The organism is Devosia soli, assembly GCF_000970455.1.
GTDB classification, from domain to species: domain Bacteria; phylum Pseudomonadota; class Alphaproteobacteria; order Rhizobiales; family Devosiaceae; genus Devosia; species Devosia soli.
The window spans coordinates 1-17,800 of sequence record NZ_LAJG01000024.1 but is presented as its reverse complement, the minus strand read 5'-3'; the positions used below and the strand labels follow the sequence as shown (position 1 = coordinate 17,800).

At 61.2% G+C, this 17,800-nt stretch carries 17 protein-coding genes; 10 read left to right on the top strand and 7 right to left on the bottom strand.

Annotated features, from left to right (window positions below; translation table 11 throughout):
- Window positions 1-54: 54 nt before the first annotated feature.
- Window positions 55-1,044 carry an aldo/keto reductase gene (locus tag VW35_RS13675; protein WP_046143646.1) on the bottom strand — a complete coding sequence of 330 codons (990 nt, stop codon included), beginning with the start codon at window positions 1,042-1,044 and terminating at the stop codon, window positions 55-57.
- A gap of 119 nt (window positions 1,045-1,163) precedes the next feature.
- Between VW35_RS13675 and VW35_RS13670 the strand changes: the two genes are divergently transcribed.
- Window positions 1,164-2,171 carry a zinc-binding alcohol dehydrogenase family protein gene (locus tag VW35_RS13670; protein ID WP_046143645.1) on the top strand — a complete coding sequence of 336 codons (1,008 nt, stop codon included), beginning with the start codon at window positions 1,164-1,166 and terminating at the stop codon, window positions 2,169-2,171.
- Window positions 2,172-2,215: 44 nt separating this feature from the next.
- On the opposite strand, the gene VW35_RS13665 is transcribed toward VW35_RS13670, so the two are convergent.
- On the bottom strand, window positions 2,216-2,908 hold the full coding sequence (locus VW35_RS13665) for a FadR/GntR family transcriptional regulator (protein WP_046143803.1): 693 nt from the start codon (window positions 2,906-2,908) through the stop codon (window positions 2,216-2,218).
- Between the two features lie 174 nt (window positions 2,909-3,082).
- On the opposite strand from VW35_RS13665, the gene VW35_RS13660 reads away from it, so the two are divergent.
- The 6 genes from VW35_RS13660 to VW35_RS13635 all read left to right on the top strand — a co-directional run bounded on the left by VW35_RS13660 (window position 3,083) and on the right by VW35_RS13635 (window position 10,017).
- Window positions 3,083-4,648, top strand: a complete 1,566-nt coding sequence (locus tag VW35_RS13660) for a sugar ABC transporter ATP-binding protein (RefSeq protein ID WP_210165915.1) — start codon at window positions 3,083-3,085, stop codon at window positions 4,646-4,648.
- Window positions 4,645-5,640 carry an ABC transporter permease gene (locus VW35_RS13655; RefSeq protein WP_046143644.1) on the top strand — a complete coding sequence of 332 codons (996 nt, stop codon included), beginning with the start codon at window positions 4,645-4,647 and terminating at the stop codon, window positions 5,638-5,640. The genes VW35_RS13660 and VW35_RS13655 overlap by 4 nt, the downstream gene beginning before the upstream one ends.
- A gap of 49 nt (window positions 5,641-5,689) precedes the next feature.
- Complete coding sequence (locus VW35_RS13650) at window positions 5,690-6,637, top strand: ABC transporter substrate-binding protein (protein ID WP_046143643.1); 948 nt, start codon at window positions 5,690-5,692, stop codon at window positions 6,635-6,637.
- Between the two features lie 55 nt (window positions 6,638-6,692).
- Window positions 6,693-7,424, top strand: a complete 732-nt coding sequence (locus tag VW35_RS13645; protein ID WP_046143642.1) for an SDR family oxidoreductase — start codon at window positions 6,693-6,695, stop codon at window positions 7,422-7,424.
- A gap of 162 nt (window positions 7,425-7,586) precedes the next feature.
- The gene (locus tag VW35_RS13640; protein ID WP_046143641.1) at window positions 7,587-8,873 is read left to right on the top strand and encodes an L-fuconate dehydratase; all 1,287 of its coding nucleotides are present in this window, start codon (window positions 7,587-7,589) and stop codon (window positions 8,871-8,873) included.
- A gap of 103 nt (window positions 8,874-8,976) precedes the next feature.
- Complete coding sequence (locus tag VW35_RS13635; RefSeq protein ID WP_244465907.1) at window positions 8,977-10,017, top strand: HD domain-containing phosphohydrolase; 1,041 nt, start codon at window positions 8,977-8,979, stop codon at window positions 10,015-10,017.
- On the opposite strand, the gene VW35_RS13630 is transcribed toward VW35_RS13635, so the two are convergent.
- The 3 genes from VW35_RS13630 to VW35_RS13620 are packed head-to-tail and all read right to left on the bottom strand — an operon-like array spanning window position 10,014 to window position 12,893.
- The gene (locus VW35_RS13630) at window positions 10,014-10,838 is read right to left on the bottom strand and encodes an ABC transporter ATP-binding protein (RefSeq protein ID WP_046143639.1); all 825 of its coding nucleotides are present in this window, start codon (window positions 10,836-10,838) and stop codon (window positions 10,014-10,016) included. The genes VW35_RS13635 and VW35_RS13630 overlap by 4 nt on opposite strands.
- Complete coding sequence (locus VW35_RS13625; RefSeq protein ID WP_046143638.1) at window positions 10,831-11,874, bottom strand: FecCD family ABC transporter permease; 1,044 nt, start codon at window positions 11,872-11,874, stop codon at window positions 10,831-10,833. Before VW35_RS13625 ends, VW35_RS13630 begins: the two co-directional genes overlap by 8 nt.
- On the bottom strand, window positions 11,871-12,893 hold the full coding sequence (locus VW35_RS13620; RefSeq protein ID WP_244465906.1) for a FecCD family ABC transporter permease: 1,023 nt from the start codon (window positions 12,891-12,893) through the stop codon (window positions 11,871-11,873). Before VW35_RS13620 ends, VW35_RS13625 begins: the two co-directional genes overlap by 4 nt.
- Window positions 12,894-12,991: 98 nt before the next feature.
- Between VW35_RS13620 and VW35_RS13615 the strand changes: the two genes are divergently transcribed.
- Window positions 12,992-13,906, top strand: coding sequence for an ABC transporter substrate-binding protein (locus VW35_RS13615; RefSeq protein ID WP_046143636.1), 915 nt, complete (start codon window positions 12,992-12,994; stop codon window positions 13,904-13,906).
- A gap of 52 nt (window positions 13,907-13,958) precedes the next feature.
- Here the strand turns inward: VW35_RS13615 and blaOXA are convergent, their stop codons facing one another.
- Together blaOXA and VW35_RS22290 are read right to left on the bottom strand one after the other, a co-directional pair.
- Window positions 13,959-14,771: a class D beta-lactamase gene (blaOXA, locus tag VW35_RS13610; RefSeq protein ID WP_046143635.1), complete on the bottom strand. Its 813-nt coding sequence runs from the start codon at window positions 14,769-14,771 to the stop codon at window positions 13,959-13,961.
- Window positions 14,772-14,857: 86 nt separating this feature from the next.
- Complete coding sequence (locus tag VW35_RS22290) at window positions 14,858-15,430, bottom strand: transglycosylase SLT domain-containing protein (RefSeq protein WP_083982784.1); 573 nt, start codon at window positions 15,428-15,430, stop codon at window positions 14,858-14,860.
- A gap of 272 nt (window positions 15,431-15,702) precedes the next feature.
- Between VW35_RS22290 and VW35_RS13600 the strand changes: the two genes are divergently transcribed.
- Both VW35_RS13600 and VW35_RS21850 read left to right on the top strand, forming a co-directional pair.
- Window positions 15,703-17,157, top strand: coding sequence for an aldehyde dehydrogenase (locus VW35_RS13600; protein ID WP_046143800.1), 1,455 nt, complete (start codon window positions 15,703-15,705; stop codon window positions 17,155-17,157).
- Window positions 17,158-17,204: 47 nt separating this feature from the next.
- A complete protein-coding gene (locus VW35_RS21850) occupies window positions 17,205-17,498 on the top strand; it encodes a hypothetical protein (protein ID WP_152662592.1) in 294 nt (97 codons plus the stop codon).
- Window positions 17,499-17,800: the final 302 nt, after the last annotated feature.

Below are 17,800 nucleotides of genomic sequence, written 5' to 3'. Positions count from 1 at the left end.
GCACCTCCCCTTGATTTGGGGGAGGCTGGCAGGGGTGCTGGCAAGCACCAGACACTAAGCCCGCACTGGCCCCTGCCCAGCGCCAGTCGCCTCGATCACCTGCGCAATCTCCTCAAGATCCGCCGCATCGAGTTCAAGACTCGCCGCGTCGATCCACCCATCGACCTGTGCCGGTGAGCGAGCCCCGACGATGGTCGCGGTCAGCCCCGGCCAGGCGTGGCACCAGGCGAGCGCCACGCTCGACACACTGGTCCCGTGTTTTTCCGCGATGGGTTTTAGCGCCTCGGCGAGTTTGAGGTTTGCCGTCAGCTTCTCGCCCTGAAATTCGGGGCTGTCTTTGCGCCAATCATTGGCCGGCATGGCCGCGACGCGCTCGGCTGTCATGGTGCCGGTGAGGAGGCCTGCCTGCATCGGCGAATAGCAGATGACGCCCGTGCCATGCGCCGCGCACCAGGGCAATATCTTTGCCGCCGTGTCGCGGCGGATCATCGAGAAGGGCGGCTGCAGGGTCTCGACATGGCCCATGGCCTCGGCGCGGGCAAGCTGGGTCTCGTCATGGTTGGAAAGCCCAACATGGCGCACCTTGCCTTCCTTCTTGAGCTCGAGGAGCGTTGCCCAATAGTCTTCAAGCGGCACGTCGTCGGAAGGCCAGTGCATCTGGTAAAGATCAATCACCTCTACCTTCAGCCGGCGAAGCGAATTCTCCAACTCCTGGCGCAGGTGATTGCGCTCGCCGATGCGGCGTGGGTTTTGCCCATTTTCGTCCCGGACGATCCCGCCCTTGGTGAACACGAGCGGCCGCTGATCGGCGGGAAGATCGGCCAGGGCGTCGCCGATGACCTCTTCCGAGTGCCCATTGCCATACACAGCCGCGGTGTCGATCCAGTTGATGCCGCTATCGATCGCATGCCGGATGGCCGCCATCGACTCCTGATCGTCCTGCGGGCCCCACATATTGCCGCCCATGGCCCAGGCGCCGATGCCGAGCTTGGTAATCTCCATTCCCGTCTGGCCAAAGGCTCGTGTCGGCAAATGCGTCTTCATCGCGTGTCCTCTCAAACTATCGGGCATTGTTCCGGTGTAACGCGCGTGGGCCGCTATTGTCACCCGCCATGTATGGAAGATATAACCACTAACATGTTACGGCGAAGAAAGGCCGAAAGATGCAAGCCCTGACCATCCTGCGTCCCAACGAGGCCACTCTCACCGAAAAGCTCGTGCCCACTCCAGCGGCAGGTGAAGTTGCCATCGACATCGCCTTTGTCGGTTATTGCGGCTCGGACCTGACATCCTATCGCGGCCTCAACCCGCTCGTCAGCTATCCGCGGGTGCCTGGCCACGAAATCTCCGGGACGATTGCGGAGCTTGGGGAAGGTGTCGATGCAATGAGCGTCGGCACACCCGTGACCGTCCTGCCCTATTTCAACTGCGGCATCTGCCGCGCCTGCCGCTCCGGCCGGCCGAACGCCTGCCCCAACAACCAGACCATGGGCGTGCAGCGCGAAGGCGCCATGACCGCGCGCATCGTCGTGCCCGCCGAAAAAATCATCCCCGTTACCGGCATTTCCCAGCGTGATCTGGCTCTCGTCGAACCCTGCGCCGTCGGCTTTCACGCCGTCCGCCGCGCTGAACTCACCGCTGACGAAACCGTCGTCGTTCTCGGCTGCGGCATGATTGGCCTCGGCGTTATCCTTGGCGCGCTCCGCCAGGGCGCTAATGTGATCGCTGTCGATCTCAGCGATGCAAAATTGGACGTCGCCAAGAAGCTCGGTGCCCACGAAGTCATCAATGCTTCGGGCGACGTGAAGGCGCGCGTGGCTGAATTGACGGGAGAGGGGCCGGATGTCGTGGTGGAAGCCGTCGGCGCCGAAGCTACCTTCCTCCAGGCAGTGGATCTCGTCGCGACGGCCGGCCGCGTCGTCTATATCGGCTACGCCAAGGCGCCTATCGCCTATGACACGAAGTACTTCATCACCAAGGAATTGGACATCCGCGGCTCCCGCAATGCTTTGCGGTCCGATTTTGACGACGTCATCGACGAACTGCGGAAGCGGCCGGAGGCAGGTGATCTGATCGTGACGCGAACCGCCACCCTCGCCGAAGCACCGGAAGCGCTCGCGACCTGGCATGAGCGGCCGGGGGATTTTACGAAGATTTTGGTGCGGTTTTAGGAAGGACTTTCCGCTCCATCGCCCTTCAAGTTAGTAGAAAGCCCCTAATCCCAAGCCTTCAACATCGCCGCCGTGACGAAATCGAGATGCGCCGCCATCGCCTCGCGCGCGGCTTCCCCATTCCCCGCGACGATCGCCCCAACAATCTTGCCGTGATCGTCCAAAATGTGTTCGCGCACTTCCGGCATGGCCGCGAGGTGTTCGTGAAAGCGGGTGTCCACCTCTTCCGAGCGCGAGCTCCATAAGATGTCGAGCACTTCGCGCAGCATCGAGTTGCCCGAGGCCTCGGCGATTGTCATGTGCAGCACGCGATCGCTCTCGGACGACCAACCGCCCTTGGCTGCTTCCGCCTGCATGGAGCGCATGGTTTCCCCGAGACGCGACGTGCCTTCGGGTGAGATGGTCTGGCTGGCGAGCGCCGCTGCTTCCGGCTCCAGCAACCGGCGCACCCGCATGATCTCGATGGGCGAATGGCCCTGGTCGGGCAAGGGCACGCCGCCGCGCGACCGATCGCGCACAAAAGCGCCGACACCCACGCGCACTTCGACAAACCCGGCAACTTCGAGCGCAATTAGCGCCTCGCGTACGGTGGGCCGCGACACCCCAAGGCTCACCGCCAGGTCCCGTTCGGATGGCAATTGCTGCCCTCCATCGACTGTCCCGGCCAGGATCTGGTCGCGGATCTGGTCGGCGATCTGGATATAGAGTTTCCGGTTCGAAACGGCCTGAAGTTTCATAGTCCCCCCGGCGTCCGCTTTGCGCGGTCCGTCCGCCAAAATCATTACCGCCGGTCTGGCTCCATGTCCACTGGTCTGACCACTTGACAGCCTGATCGATTTCGCCTTGATTATCGCCATTGCCGGGCGGTTCTGGAGGAAACGCAACCGCTTAAGGCGATGGGAGGACGTCACATGGTTGCGCCAATTGCGCCAGCATCCGTTTCGGGTGCTGCGGTGCCGCTGGTCGAAATGACCGACATCGACAAGTCGTTTCCAGGCGTCCGTGCGCTGGCCAAGGCGCGTTTCGAGCTGCTGCCTGGCGAAGTCCATGCGCTGATGGGCGAGAATGGCGCGGGCAAGTCGACGCTGATGAAAATCCTCTCCGGCGTTTATACCCGCGATGCCGGCACGGTGCTGCTCAATGGTCAGCCCGTAGACATCACCTCGCCGCGCCAGGCGCAGGATCTGGGCGTCGGCATCATCCATCAGGAACTGGCGCTGATGCGCGACCTGACGGCAGCGCAGAACATCTTCATCGGCCGCGAACCACGCCGCTTCGGTATTCTCGACGAGCGCCAGCTCAATCGCGATGCGGCCGCCATTTTCGCCTCGATGAATCTCAAACTCGAGCCGACAGTGCGCGTCGAGACCCTGACCATCGCCAAGCAGCAGATGGTCGAAATCGCCAAGGCGCTGTCCTATCGCTCACGCGTCCTCATCATGGATGAACCGACTGCTGCGCTCAACGACGCCGAAATCGCCGAGCTCTTTGCCATCATCAATCGCCTCAAGGCCGAGGGCGTGGGCATCGTCTACATCTCGCACAAGATGGACGAGATCAAACGCATCTCCGATCGCGTCACCATCATGCGCGATGGCGAATATGTCGGCACGGTCCCTGGCGCCGATACGCCGATTGAAACCATCATTTCCATGATGGTCGGCCGTACGCTCAGCAATGATACACTTGTCATTCCCAATACCGCCGACGCGCCGATTGCCCTAGAGGTCAAGAACCTCAATCGCGGCCGCGAAATCCGCGATGTCAGCTTTTCCGTCCGCAAGGGCGAAATCCTCGGTTTTGCCGGGCTCATGGGAGCAGGGCGCACCGAAGTTGCCCGCGCCATCTTTGGGGCCGACCGGCGCGAAAGCGGCGAAATCTGGGTCCATGGCCAGCGCGTCGGTATCTCCTCGCCCAAGGATGCGGTGGAAGCGGGCATCGGCTATCTCTCGGAAGATCGCAAGCATTTCGGCCTCGCGACCGGGCTCGACGTTCGCAACAATATTGCGCTCGCCAGCCTCCAGCGTTTCACCGGCCCCGCCGGCGTGCTCGATGAGGCCGGCATGCAGAAGGAAGCGGTGGGCTACATCCGCCAGCTTGCCATCAAAACCCCGAGCGACACTCAGGAAGCCCGGCTCCTCTCCGGCGGCAACCAGCAGAAGGTCGTCATCGCCAAGTGGCTGCTGCGCGACTGCGACATCCTGATTTTCGACGAACCGACGCGTGGCATCGACGTGGGCGCCAAGTCCGAGATCTACAAACTCCTCAACGCGCTTGCCGCCGAAGGCAAGGCTATCATCGTGATCTCGTCCGAGCTGCCCGAGGTCCTGCGCCTGTCCCACCGCATCGCAGTGATGTGCGAAGGCCGCCTCACCGGCATCCTGCCCGGCGGCGCCAGCCAGGAAGAAATCATGCGGCTGGCCACCTTGCGCCAAAGCAGCGTCGTTGAGAGCGCCACACAAAGGAAGACGGCATGACCGATACTGCAGCCCCCGCCGCCAAATCCGGCCCGCGCATTTCTGGCGCTTTTCATCGGCTACTTGCCTTTTCGGGTCTGATTGCGCTCGTCGTCGCTTTCTCGCTAGCCTCGCCCAATTTCCTGCAAACGCAGAATATCCTCGCCATCCTGCAGGCGACCTCGGTCAATGGCGTGCTGGCAATCGCCGCAACGCTGGTCATCATCACCGGCGGCATCGATTTGTCGGTCGGCACGCTGATGACCTTTTGCGCCGTCGTGGCCGGTGTAATCCTGACCTATTGGGGCCTGCCCCTGCCGCTCGGCATCCTCGGCGCCATTCTTGCGGGCACGGCGAGCGGTTTCGTCTCGGGCACGATCATCGCCAAGTTGAAGGTTCCGCCCTTCATCGCAACGCTCGGCATGATGCTGATCCTCAAGGGTCTGTCGCTGGTGATTTCAGGCACCAAGCCCATCTATTTCAACGACACGCCGGGCTTCAATCAGATCGCTCTCGGCTCTGCGGTCGGCAGCGTCTTCCCCGCGGTACCACTGCCCAATGGCGTGCTGGTCCTCTTTGCCGTCGCCGTCGTCGCCGCCTTTGTGCTCTCGAAAACCGCCCTTGGCCGCTACACCTTTGCCTTGGGTTCCAACGAAGAAGCCGTGCGTCTTTCGGGCGTCAATATCGATCGCTGGAAGATCGCCGTCTATGCCGTGACCGGCGCCATTTGCGGCGTTGCTGGGCTGCTCATCGCCAGCCGCCTCAATTCGGCGCAGCCAGCGCTTGGCCAAGGCTATGAACTGGACGCCATCGCGGCCGTCGTCATTGGCGGCACCTCGCTCTCGGGCGGTCGCGGCACTGTCGTCGGCACGCTCATCGGCGCGCTCATCATCTCCGTGCTGGCCAATGGCCTGCGCATCCTATCCGTACCCCAGGAGTGGCAGACAGTCGTGACCGGCACCATCATCATCCTGGCGGTCTACGCCGATATTCTCCGCCGCCGCGCTCTCTGAGACGGCGTCGGGAATGACCAAAGCTTCAAAAGCATGTGGGAGGAAAACCATGCTCAACCGCCGAACACTTCTGGGGGCCTTCAGTGCCCTGGCCATGATGGCCGCAGCGCACGGCCCCGCCGTGGCCCAAGAAAACTACGATATCGCGCTGATCTCAAAAGGCTTCCAACACCAGTTCTGGCAGGCCGTGAAGGCCGGCGCCGATAAGGCGGCTGCCGAATTTGGCGTCACCGTGACCTTCGAAGGTCCGGAAACCGAAACCCAGGTCGATCGGCAGATGGACATGCTGGCCGCCGCCCTGTCGCGCAAGCCCGACGCCATCGGCTTTGCCGCGCTCGACAGCCAGGCCGCAAGCCCGCTGTTGCAGCAGGCCAAGGATGCCAACATCCCGGTCATCGCCTTCGACTCTGGCGTTGATAGCGACATTCCGCTGACCACCGTCACCACCGACAATGTCGCCGCGGCCGCGCTTGCTGCCGACAAGATGGCCGAACTGATCGGCGGCGAAGGCAAGGTTGCCGTTGTTGCCCATGATCAGACCAGCCGCACCGGCATTGATCGCGTCGACGGTTTCGTCAATCGCATCAAAGAAGCCTATCCCAAGATCGAAGTGGTTTCGGTTCAGTACGGCGGCGGCGACCAGCTGCAGTCTACTGAAATCACCAAGTCGATCCTTCTTGCCAACCCAGACCTCAAGGGCATTTTCGGTGCCAATGAAGGTTCGGCAATCGGTGTCGTCAACGGCAAGACCGAGCTCAACAGCAATATCATCGTGATCGGCTTCGACTCCGGCGCTGCGCAGAAGGGCTTCATCGAATCTGGCGCGATGGCCGGCGCCATCACCCAGAATCCGGTCGGCATCGGCTACGAAACCGTCAAGGCCGCCATTGGCGCGCTCAAGGGCGAAACCCTTCCCAAGATCATCGACTCGGGCTTCAACTGGTACGACAAGACCAACATGAACGACCCGGCAATCGCCGCCGTTCTCTACGACTGATCTCTTCCCGGGCGGTGCTTCCTGCTCCGCCCGGCTTCTCTATCGGGAATAAAATATGGCCGACCTCACTGGAAAGATCGTTCTTATTACTGCCGCCGCGCAGGGCATCGGCGAAGCTTCGTCCCGCGCTTTCGCCAAGGCCGGCGCCAAGGTGATTGCGACCGATATCAATGCCGAAAAGCTGAAAAGCCTAGACGGCATCGACAACATCACGACGCGCGTGCTCGACGTTCTTTCCAATGAGGCCGTCGCCAAGGCGGTCGCTGAAATCGGCCATATCGACGTGTTGTTCAATTGCGCGGGTGTCGTCCATTCCGGCGCGCTGCTCGAGATGAGCGACCACGACCTCGATTTCGCGCTCGATCTCAACGTCCGCGCCCAGATCCGCACCATCAAGGCGATCCTGCCGCAGATGCTCGAGCGCAAGGATGGCGCCATCATCAACATGGCCACGGTCGCTTCCTCGGTAAAAGGCGTGCCCAACCGCGCCGCCTATACGATATCCAAGGCCGCCGTCGTTGGCCTCACCAAGTCGATCGCCGCCGACTACACCACCAGCAATATCCGCGTGAACGCCATCTGCCCGGGTACGGTAGATTCCCCGAGCCTTCACGAGCGCTGGACCGCCACGGGCGATTTCGAAGGCGCAAGGAAAGCCTTCATCGCACGCCAACCCATCGGTCGCATCGCGCGGCCTGACGAGGTGGCCGATTTGGCCGTCTATCTTGCCGGCGCCACCTACACGACGGGGCAGGTCCACATCATCGATGGTGGTTGGACGGCCTAGCTCCCTCTTATCCGGCGCGTTGCGCCACCTTCGCCCTGAGGGGGAGAAGAATAGCACCGGCGCACACCTGAACGCGGTGCCCTCTTGTTGCTCTCCCCCTGGGGGAGAGGGTGGATCGGCCGAAGGCCGAGACGAGTGAGGGGGCTTCTGGATACTAGAAAAATGAAAATCACCACCCTCACCACCCATGACCTCCGCTTCCCCACGTCGGCCTCGCTCGACGGTTCCGACGCGATGAATCCCGACCCCGATTATTCCGCCGCCTATGTCGTTCTCGGCACCGATGGCGATCTCGAAGGCCATGGCCTCACCTTCACCATTGGCCGCGGCAATGAAGTGGTCTGTGCCGCCATCGCTGCACTCACCGATCGCGTCAGCAATCTCGATCTCGACTGGATTGAGGAAAACCCCGGCCGCTTCTGGCGGCATATGACCGGCGACAGCCAGCTTCGCTGGATTGGCCCCGACAAAGGCGCGATGCATCTGGCAACCGGCGCTGTCGTCAACGCGGTCTGGGATCTCCTCGCCAAGCGCGCCGGAAAACCTGTCTGGCTCTATGTCGCCGAAATGAGCCCCGAACAGCTCGTTTCCATCATCGACTTCCGATATCTCACCGACGCTATTACCCCTGAAGAAGCCCTCGCCATTTTCAAGGCCGCAGAACCCGGCAAGGCCGAGCGCATCGCGCGCCTTCGCGCCGAAGGCTATCGCTGCTACACAACCTCGGCCGGTTGGCTCGGCTATTCCAATGAAAAGCTGACACGCCTCGCCACCGAAGCCGTGGCAGAAGGCTTTACTCATATCAAGATGAAGGTCGGCCGCGATCTTGCCGATGATATCCGGCGCCTTGAAATAGTCCGGTCCATTATGGGGCCCGATCGCTACCTGATGATCGACGCCAACCAGGTCTGGGAAGTCGACCAGGCCATTGAGTGGGTCAATGAGCTCAAAAGGTTTGAACCCTATTTCATCGAAGAACCGACCAGTCCTGACGACGTCGAAGGCCATCGGACAATCCGCGAGGCCATCGCACCCGTAAAAGTTGCGACCGGCGAAATGTGCCAGAACCGCATCCTCTTCAAGCAGTTCATCACCCGCGACGCCATCGACATCGTGCAGATCGATGCCTGCCGCATCGGCGGACTCAACGAAGTTCTTTCGGTTCTGCTTATGGCGGCAAAATACAAAAAAGCCGTCTGGCCGCATGCTGGTGGTGTAGGGCTCTGCGAATATGTGCAGCATCTCTCGATGATCGACTATCTGGTCGTCTCGGGCACCAAGGACGGCCGGGTGATCGAATATGTCGATCATCTCCACGAGCACTTCCTCGATCCCTGCGTGATCCAGAATGCCGCCTATATGCCCCCCAATCGCCCAGGCTTCTCCATCGAGATGAAACCAGCCTCCATTGCCGAAAACAAATTTATTGCCGCTAGAAAGCTCCAGTAAACCATCGCTCAGTTCGGCCCGTTTCTGCCGCAAATATTAAGCTCTGAATAAGGGGAGCTTCATAGGATCGGTCCGTTATTGCCGGGGGGCGCATACGGTGCACGTGCTGATCGTTGATGATAGCCGATCGAGCCTTGCCTTATTGGGTTCGATCGTTCGGGAAGTGGCAGGGGACAATATCGACCTCTGTCTCAATCCGCTTGAGGCGCTGGATCGGTGCGACCTCTACCAATACGACATTGTGCTCGTCGATCACATCATGCCGGAAATGGACGGCATCGCGTTCACACAGGCCCTGCGTGCCTGCACCCGTTATCGTACCGTACCCATCATCATGGTCACCTCCGATATCGATAAGGCAATCCGCATCGAAGCTATTCGCGTTGGGGCCAATGACTTTTTGACCAAGCCCTTCGACGCCATCGAATTGAAAGCTCGCATGGGCAATCTTCTCGCGCTCCGTATGGCGCAGGTCGAGCTTGCCGATCAGGCAAAACACCTTGCGCGCGAAGTCGAAAAGGCGACGGCCCATCTTCTCGCCCGCGAGGAAGAGATCATCTGGCGCCTCGCCCGCGCTATCGAATATCGCGACGGCGATACGGGCGAGCACGTTTCGCGGGTTGCCACCATCTGCCAGATCATTGGCGAAGGCCTGGGGCTCAGCCCTGCGCAGTGCCGCATGATTTATCTTGCAGCGCCCCTCCACGATGTCGGCAAGATCGCCATTGCCGATGCCATCCTGTCAAAGCCGGGCAAACTGAGCCCCGACGAACTGGCGCGCATGCGCCAGCACGTCACCATAGGCGCCAATATCCTGAGCAATGGCGACTCCGAACTGATCCAGACTGCCGAACTGATCGCGCTGCGCCATCACGAAAAGTGGGACGGCACTGGCTATCCCGATGGTCTCATGGGCGAAGCCATTCCGCTCGAAGCGCGCATCGTCGCCTTGGCCGATGTCTTTGATGCGCTCTGTTCGGAACGCCCCTATAAGCGCGCCTGGTCACTTGAAGAAGCCTATGCCGAAGTTTCGCGCTGTTCGGGCAGCCATTTCGATCCTGCCTGCGTCGCCGCCTTCCAGAGCCGCTGGTGCGAAATTCGCGAATTGATGAACCAGCCCGAGCCCCTCGCCATCAGCGCCTAGGCAATCTCCCGCACACTTTTTGCTTTAGCGCGACCACGTGGAATGCAGATCGGCCGACCATGCACCGGGTCGGTCATGATCGCGGCATCTACCTCGAAGACTTCGGCCAGAAGCTCCGGCGTCATCAGCTCCTCCGGCCGCCCCAAGGCGCGCACCCGCCCTTCATGCACGAACACCAATTGGTCGGCATAGCGCGCGGCCAGGTTGAGATCGTGCAAAACGAGCACGATGGTGCGCCCCGCCTCGCGATTGAGCTTGGCAACGAGATCGAGGCAATCGAGCTGATGCGCCATGTCGAGGTGATTGACCGGCTCATCGAGGCAAATGATGTCGGTCTCCTGCGCGAGGACCATGGCGATCCAGGCGCGCTGCAATTGCCCCCCGGAGAGGGAGCCGATCCGGCGATGCTTGAGAGTGTCCACCCCCGTACCCACCATGGCGCGATTGACGGCCGCACCATCCTTCTCGCTCCAGGGCTGCAACATCGCCTGATGCGGATAGCGGCCGAGGCGCACCAGTTCCTCGACGCTCATATCCGGCGGTGCCGAAGGACTTTGTGCCAGAAGCCCGATTTGCCGGGCGAGATCCTTGGCGCCCAGCGCGCCGATATCGACGCCATCGAGCAGGATCTGTCCGCGTTGCCCCTGATGTAACCGGCGGATGGCGCGCAACAGTGTCGATTTTCCGCAGCCGTTCGGCCCTGCAAGCACCGTCACCTTGCCTGCCGGCACCGGCAGGCTCAGCGCGTCGAGCACGGTATCGTGGCCATACATCAGCGTCAGGTCGCGTACCTCGATGCGGCTTGGGGCGAGCTCAGCCATTGGTCTTATCCTTGCGCATCAGGAGAAAGAGAAAATACGGCGCCCCGACGATTGCGGTTACCGTCCCGGCCGGCACTTCGGTCGGCGCGAATGCGACGCGCACCAAAAGATCGGCGCCCACCAGCATCATCGCGCCGAGCATCATCGAGGTGACAATGCCCGCAAAGCGCGCGCGTCCCACCAGCAACCGCGCCAGATGCGGCGCGATCAGTCCGATGAAGCCGACGCCGCCGACAAAGGCGACTGCGATGGCGGTCAAGAGCGCCGCAACCGCAAACACCGCCACGCGATAGACCGGCAGATTGAGCCCGATGCTGCGCGAAGAGACGTCGTCGAGATCGGCCGGCGGCAGTTCTCGCGCTAAAAGCCCGGCGATAGCAGTCACCGGCAGCAAAGCCCATGCCATGATCTGGATTTCGCTCCAGCCGATGGCATTGACCGACCCAGCGAGCCAGCGGGCCGCCTGCGCCGCCTGATAGATTGGCCCGATCAGCATGAAGATGGTGGTCAGCGCCTTGGCCACGGCCGCCACGGCAATACCGAAGAGAATGAGTCGAATGGCCGAAGACGCCTGCCGTCCGGAGAGAATGAAAACGAGCGTGATTGCGGCCAGCGCGCCGGTCGCCGCTGCGAGCGGCTGCCATGCGACGGGTACAGTCAGGGCGTTTGATTCATTGGAATAGAGGGCCAGAAACAGCACGACACCCAAGGCCGCGCCGTCGACCACGCCCAAGACGCCCGGCGATGCCAATTCATTGCGGGTAATGCGCTGGAGGAGATAGCCCGAGAAGGCTATTGCCGCCCCGGCAATGGCCGCTGCCATGACGCGCGGCGTGCGCAATTGCAGCACGACGAGCCGCTCGGATTTCTCTCCGCCGCCGAAGATGACATGCAAGACCTTGTCGAGCGAAATCCAGGTCGAGCCGAACCCGATCCCCGCCAGCCCCAACAGCACGAAAAGCCCGAAGACCACGAGCACGATCGCGCCGGCCCTGAGGCCGTGTTGCGCGCTGGCCCTATCCATCACCAGGCTCATGCCGCCCTCCGCGCCAAAAGCACGAGCAGCACCACGGCGCCGACGACCGCCGTGATCGCGCCCACTGGCGCCTCAACCGGATAAATCACGAAGCGCGCAGCGACATCGGCGAGCGTCGTATAGACCGCCCCGAACAGTGCCGCCGCGGGAAGCTGGTGGATATGCCGAAGCCCCACAAGCCGCCGCGCCGCATGCGGCACGACGAGACCGACAAACGCGACCGGTCCGGCCATCGATACAGCCGCACCCGTCAGCAGTGCCACGGCTAGAAAGGCTAATCCACGCACGGCAGCGAGCGGTACGCCCAAACCCGCGGCCGTCGAGTCATCCGCCTGCAGAGCATCGAGCGCTCGGGACAGGCCAATCCCCAGAACGGCACCGGCCAGCACCACCGGCAATCCATTGTAGAAGAGACCGATCGGCCGATCGACAAAGGCGCCGGACAGCCAGAACAGCAATTGCTGCAGTTGCGCCTCATTGCTCGTCAGGATCACTTCCACCAGCGCGTGCGAAAGGCTCGCAAAGGTGACACCCACCAGTACGATCTTGAGCGGCGACAAGCCGCCCGCGCTTGCCGCAACGCCAAAGACGACGATGCTGGTGATAAAGGCTCCGAACGCCGCAGCCAGCGACAGCCCGGTGAGCGACTGCACGCCGAATACGACGCTGCCCACCACGACCGCGAGCGATGCACCGCCGTTAAGCCCTAGCGTATCGGGCGACGCGATGCGATTGCGCGAGAGTGTCTGCACCATTACACCCGCCATGCCGAGCGCTGCCCCGGTCAGTGGCGCGATCAACGCGCGCGGCAACCGCAATCCGGTGATGACGACGGCGGTCTCTGACCCGTCATGGGCAAAGAGCGCGCCAAATACCTGGCCGAGCGAGTAGATTTTATAGCCCAGTGTCAGGCTCATCAGCATGGAAAGGGCCAGGAGCCCGATCAGCCCGGCATAAAGGGTCGCCTTCGAAGCCCCCAGCCGGGACCGCCTGTTCGGAAGCGCCATTGTGGAAGCCAAGCCTGCCTCGTAATCCTGATATTGACAGTCATATTGAATTCTGACTGTTTGCACCCATCCAATTTCTGATGCTTGATGTCAAGAATAGAAGGGCAGCCATGAAGTCTCTCTCCGCCATTCTCGCGCCGCTAGCCCTGGTGGCTCTTTTCGGTGGTCAGCTAGCCGCGCGCGAAATCACCCACGCGATGGGCGTCACCGATGTGCCGGACAATCCACAGCGTATCGTCGTCCTCACCAATGAAGGCACCGAGGCCCTGCTCGCCGTCGGCATCAAGCCGGTCGGTGCAGTCAAATCGTGGCTCGGCGATCCGTGGTATGATCACATCGCGGCCGATATGACCGATGTCGTGGTTCTCGGCGAAGAATCCGCCGTCAATCTTGAGGTGCTGGTCTCGCTCGAACCCGATCTGATCCTCGGCACTAAGCTGCGCCATGAGGCGATCTACGATCAGCTTTCGGCTATCGCCCCGACCGTGATTTCCGAGCGTCTTCGCGGCGATTGGAAGATCAACATGGCGCTCTACACCGACGCTGCCGGCAAAGGTGAAGAAGGCAAGGCGGCGCTTGCGGCCTTCGACGCCCGCGTTGCCGCACTGCGCGATGAGCTCGGCGCTTCGGTCGACGAAAAGATCTCCATCGCCCGCTTCATGTCCGGCCAAACCCGCATCATGTTCAAGGACAGCTTTTCGGGTCTGATCCTTTCCGAACTCGGCTTTGAGCGTCCCGCTAGCCAGGACAAGGACGAGTTCGCCGAAGAAATCACCAAGGAGCGCATTCCCGAATTCGAGGGCGATCGCCTGATCTATTTTACCTATGAAACCGGCAATGGCGAAGGCGCGAGCCAAGCTCAGGACTGGCGGTCCGATCCGCTCTGGCAGAACCTTGCCGTCGTCAAGGCCGGCAAGGTGCATGGCGTGTCCGACGCCGTATGGAACACGGCGGGCGGCATTATCGCGGCTAATCTCTTGCTCGACGATATCGAAAAGATCTACGGCGTGCCGAGCACGCGTTGATCGATTGAAGGAGGCTCCGGCCGGGTGCCGGGGCTTTTCTGTCGGCATGTCTTCAAAGGGCGAGCGGCCGGACAAGATCGGGCCAATCCGCGATCAGGTCGTCGCGCGCCCTTAACCCAGCCGAGACCGGCTGGCGCTCTTCGTCCTGGGCCAATCGCACGAAGACAACTCGCCGACCGGCCTTCTCGGCCCAGCCGACATACCAGCCCCAGCCGTGGGCCCGGTCGAGCGTGCCGTCCCCAAGGCGCGGATAGGCCGATCCGGTCTTGCCCCAAAGCGTCCAGCCATCTGCCGTTCCGCCTTGCTGCACCAGACCGATGGCGCCGTCCATAGCTTCCGCCGAAACGGGCAATTTCCCCTCGATCAGCCCGGCAAGAAATCCGGCCTGTTCGAGCGGAGAGATCTTCAGTGACGAAGATATCCATGCACGTTTGAGACCGTTGTTCTGGTCCGGATCGCCGGAGAAATCGGCATTGCCATAGCCCAATTGCGTTGCGTAGGCGGTCAGCGTCTCGGCCCCGAGCTGTTCGGTGAGTCGTTGTGAAAACCAGACCGTCGAATTGGTCATCCACATAAGCGGATCGGTATCCTGGCGCCAGGCCGCGCCACCCCAATCGGCGTAACCTTCCTTGAAGGGCAACTTTGGGTCATGCGGGGAAGTTATGAAGCCCGCGTCATACGCCATGACGGCGAGCGCGACCTTGAAGGTCGAGGCGGGCGTGACGCGCGTTTGGCAATCGCCTTGTGAAAGAAGAACGGTCCGGCTTGCCGGATCGGCGATCAAGGTACAGATGTCCTTGGCCCACGCGGCTGTGCTGAAGCCTGCAAGTCCCAAAATCCCGGCGATGTAAAGAATAGCCCGCATGAATGCCCCTTATGAATATGAGGCAAATTGTTCAGCGCGGCTGCGTCGCAATTGTGGCGCGAAATGCCTTGTTAGCAGCTTACGGCTTAGCGCAGCCCGGCCTTTTCAAGCAGCCCCTGACGCTTGGCGTCATAATAATAGCCGCTGGCATAAAGCTGCACGGCGCGATCAGGGCTGTTGTTCGCCGTGACATAGGCGCCGGCGAGATAGCGCACGGCATAGCGCAGATTGGTTTCGGCATCGAGGAGCCCGGCGGCTTCGCCGGAATAGCCCATGCCGCGCGCCGTTGCGTAGCTGATCTGCATCAGCCCATAATAAGGGCCGTTACGTGCCGCGGGATTGTATCCGCTTTCGCGCACGATGATCCGTCGCACGAGGCTTTCCGGCACGTTATAAGCATTCGAGTAATGCGAGATAAGTCCATCGAGGGAACCGCGTTCACTTTCGGCAAAGCCAAGAAGCAGTTCAGAGCCGGCGCGCGGGACATTAGCTGCGTCCGGCACATGACCGGCAGGCGTCGGCGTGGCAGGGGCAAAGGAAGCAAGAGCGGCTGTGGCAGACTTATTCCCCGGCAGCGGTTTGATGCCGGCCATGGAGCAACCCGAAACGAGCACCGCCAAAGCGATCGTACCCGCAAGGGGGAGAGCTCGTGCCATCATGCCTACTGGTCCTTCCGAAGATGCGTCAATTGCGGCACCTAAGCCAAAATCGCGGCGGCTTGATGGCGGCTTTCTGGCCAACAATGTTGCCTGCGCAAACGTGATCGCTCGGCCGCTTCTGCCGCCGAAAGGTTGATAAGATCTTAATGCCTTTGCCCTGAAGGGGGAAGGGGAAAGCCCGGGCGATCCGCTCTGAAGGTTGTCCGCGACGATATGGGGGTGGAGGAGACCAGCCAATCGGCTTAATGCAGAGTCAGTATCGGAGAATGCTCATGTCTGAAATCGGCCTCCTCATCGACAACCAGAACGTGCCGGCGACAGGCGGTGCAACCTTTGCGCGCCGGAACCCGATGACCGGCGGTGTCGTCACCAATGCTGCCGCTGCAAAGGTCGAGGACGCCATCCGTGCCGCCGATGCGGCAAAGGCGGCTTTCCCGGAATGGAGCCGAAGCGCTCCAGCCTTTCGCCGCAAAATCCTTCTCGCTGCTGCCGATCGCCTTTCCGCCCGCGCGCCAGATTTCATTGCCGCCATGGCCGAAGAAACTGGAGCGACCGCTGGCTGGGCCGGGTTCAATGTCATGCTCGCCTCGGAGATGTTGCGTGAGGCTGCTGGCCTCACGACGCAGATTACCGGCGAGATTATCCCATCCAACCGTCCAGGCTCCACGGCCTATGGTATTCGCCAGGCCGCTGGCGTCGTCCTCTCGATGGCGCCCTGGAATGCGCCGGTCATTCTTGGCATACGCGCGCTGGCGACCCCGCTCGCCTGCGGCAATACCGTTGTCCTTAAATCGAGCGAGATATCGCCACGCACCCATCGCCAGCTGGCCGAGGTGCTGATCGAGGCTGGTCTGCCCAAGGGCGTCCTCAACGTCGTCTCGCATGCAGCGCCTGATGCACCCACGATAGTAGAGGCTCTCATCGCCCATCCGGCGATCCGCCGCGTAAATTTCACCGGCTCGACCACGGTCGGCCGCAGAATTGCCGAGCTCGCCGCGCGCAACTTAAAACCCGCGCTACTCGAACTCGGCGGCAAAGCGCCCATGATTGTGCTCGATGATGCCGACCTCGACGAAGCTGTCGCCGCGGCCGCGTTCGGCGCATATATGAATCAGGGCCAGATCTGCATGTCGACAGAGCGCATCGTCGTCGACGCTGCCGTGGCCGACGCTTTCGTCGTCAAGCTCGGCGCCAAAGCGAAGACCCTCAAGGCTGGCGATCCGCGGGACAACAACACTCCATTGGGCTGCCTGGTCGATCCGCAGGCCGCCACCCGCAATGGCGCGCTGATCGCAGATGCCCTCGCTAAGGGCGCGACGCTTGTTGCTGGCGGAAACATCGAGGGCGCCATCATGGAAGCGACTGTCCTAGATGGTGTCACACCCGAAATGCGCATTTATCACGAAGAATCCTTTGGCCCGGTCGTCGCTGTCACCCGCGTAAAGGATGCCGACGAGGCAGTGCGCGTCGCCAATGATACCGAATATGGTCTCGCCGCATCTGTCTTCGGCAAGGACGTCATGCGCGCCATGGCGATCGCGTCCCAGATCGAATCCGGCATCTGCCATATCAATGGCCCAACCGTGCATGATGAAGCCCAAATGCCCTTTGGCGGGATAAAGTCTTCTGGTTACGGCCGCTTCGGCGGCAGAGCGGGGATCGCCGAATTCACTGATCTGCGCTGGATCACCGTCCAGGACGAAGAGCACATCCACTATCCTTTCTAGGTTTCCCGGGAACCGAATGAGGATCTTAAGCATTCACCGACCGGTGAATGAAAAATCTGAAATCCCGTCTCACCCCTTGTTTCGCTGGGCTTTCTCCCTACATTTCCACAGGGCACCCCCTCCCAAAGCGACAGAAATGTCATCGAGTTTGGAAAAGGGGGTTTACAGCCCAAACCGACCTCCCTATAACCCGCCTCACCGCTGCAGAGCGCGGCGCCAAACGGCGAAACGAACTGCGGCAAGCCACTGAAAAGAAAGAGCAATCTGACTTCAAGGTGGTCTCGAAATTCTCCTCGGTGAGTTCAAAACTGACCGAAAAGAAAATCGAAAAAAGCGATTGACAGTGAAAAAGAACTTCACTAGAAACCGCGACGCTGACGACGCGAACGACGTTATGTTGTTCCCACTGATTAGCGAAATCTGACAGGGCAGACTGGCTGCCGGGCAACCGGAAGGCGCGTTTGTTTTGTCGAGATAAAAATCCGAGGCGGTTGCCTCATCGACGTTCGGCCCTTTTGGGGTGAAGGTCAGCTCTTTGACATTGTGAAGAAAGAAGAAAGAGAAACGTGGACGGCGAGGTTCTTGCGAACTGAAGCTGGAAGCAATTCCGGTGGAAGTTGTTACAAGACTTTCGATGGGTGCA

Excerpts from the sequence above, each read along its gene's own strand:
- VW35_RS13675 (WP_046143646.1), bottom strand. The coding sequence starts at position 1,044 with ATGAAGACGCATTTGCCGACACGAGCCTTTGGCCAGACGGGAATGGAG.
- VW35_RS13670 (WP_046143645.1), top strand. The coding sequence starts at position 1,164 with ATGCAAGCCCTGACCATCCTGCGTCCCAACGAGGCCACTCTCACCGAA.
- VW35_RS13665 (WP_046143803.1), bottom strand. The coding sequence starts at position 2,908 with ATGAAACTTCAGGCCGTTTCGAACCGGAAACTCTATATCCAGATCGCC.
- VW35_RS13660 (WP_210165915.1), top strand. The coding sequence starts at position 3,083 with ATGGTTGCGCCAATTGCGCCAGCATCCGTTTCGGGTGCTGCGGTGCCG.
- VW35_RS13655 (WP_046143644.1), top strand. The coding sequence starts at position 4,645 with ATGACCGATACTGCAGCCCCCGCCGCCAAATCCGGCCCGCGCATTTCT.
- VW35_RS13650 (WP_046143643.1), top strand. The coding sequence starts at position 5,690 with ATGCTCAACCGCCGAACACTTCTGGGGGCCTTCAGTGCCCTGGCCATG.
- VW35_RS13645 (WP_046143642.1), top strand. The coding sequence starts at position 6,693 with ATGGCCGACCTCACTGGAAAGATCGTTCTTATTACTGCCGCCGCGCAG.
- VW35_RS13640 (WP_046143641.1), top strand. The coding sequence starts at position 7,587 with ATGAAAATCACCACCCTCACCACCCATGACCTCCGCTTCCCCACGTCG.
- VW35_RS13630 (WP_046143639.1), bottom strand. The coding sequence starts at position 10,838 with ATGGCTGAGCTCGCCCCAAGCCGCATCGAGGTACGCGACCTGACGCTG.
- VW35_RS13625 (WP_046143638.1), bottom strand. The coding sequence starts at position 11,874 with ATGAGCCTGGTGATGGATAGGGCCAGCGCGCAACACGGCCTCAGGGCC.
- VW35_RS13615 (WP_046143636.1), top strand. The coding sequence starts at position 12,992 with ATGAAGTCTCTCTCCGCCATTCTCGCGCCGCTAGCCCTGGTGGCTCTT.
- blaOXA (WP_046143635.1), bottom strand. The coding sequence starts at position 14,771 with ATGCGGGCTATTCTTTACATCGCCGGGATTTTGGGACTTGCAGGCTTC.
- VW35_RS22290 (WP_083982784.1), bottom strand. The coding sequence starts at position 15,430 with ATGATGGCACGAGCTCTCCCCCTTGCGGGTACGATCGCTTTGGCGGTG.
- VW35_RS13600 (WP_046143800.1), top strand. The coding sequence starts at position 15,703 with ATGTCTGAAATCGGCCTCCTCATCGACAACCAGAACGTGCCGGCGACA.
- VW35_RS21850 (WP_152662592.1), top strand. The coding sequence starts at position 17,205 with ATGAAAAATCTGAAATCCCGTCTCACCCCTTGTTTCGCTGGGCTTTCT.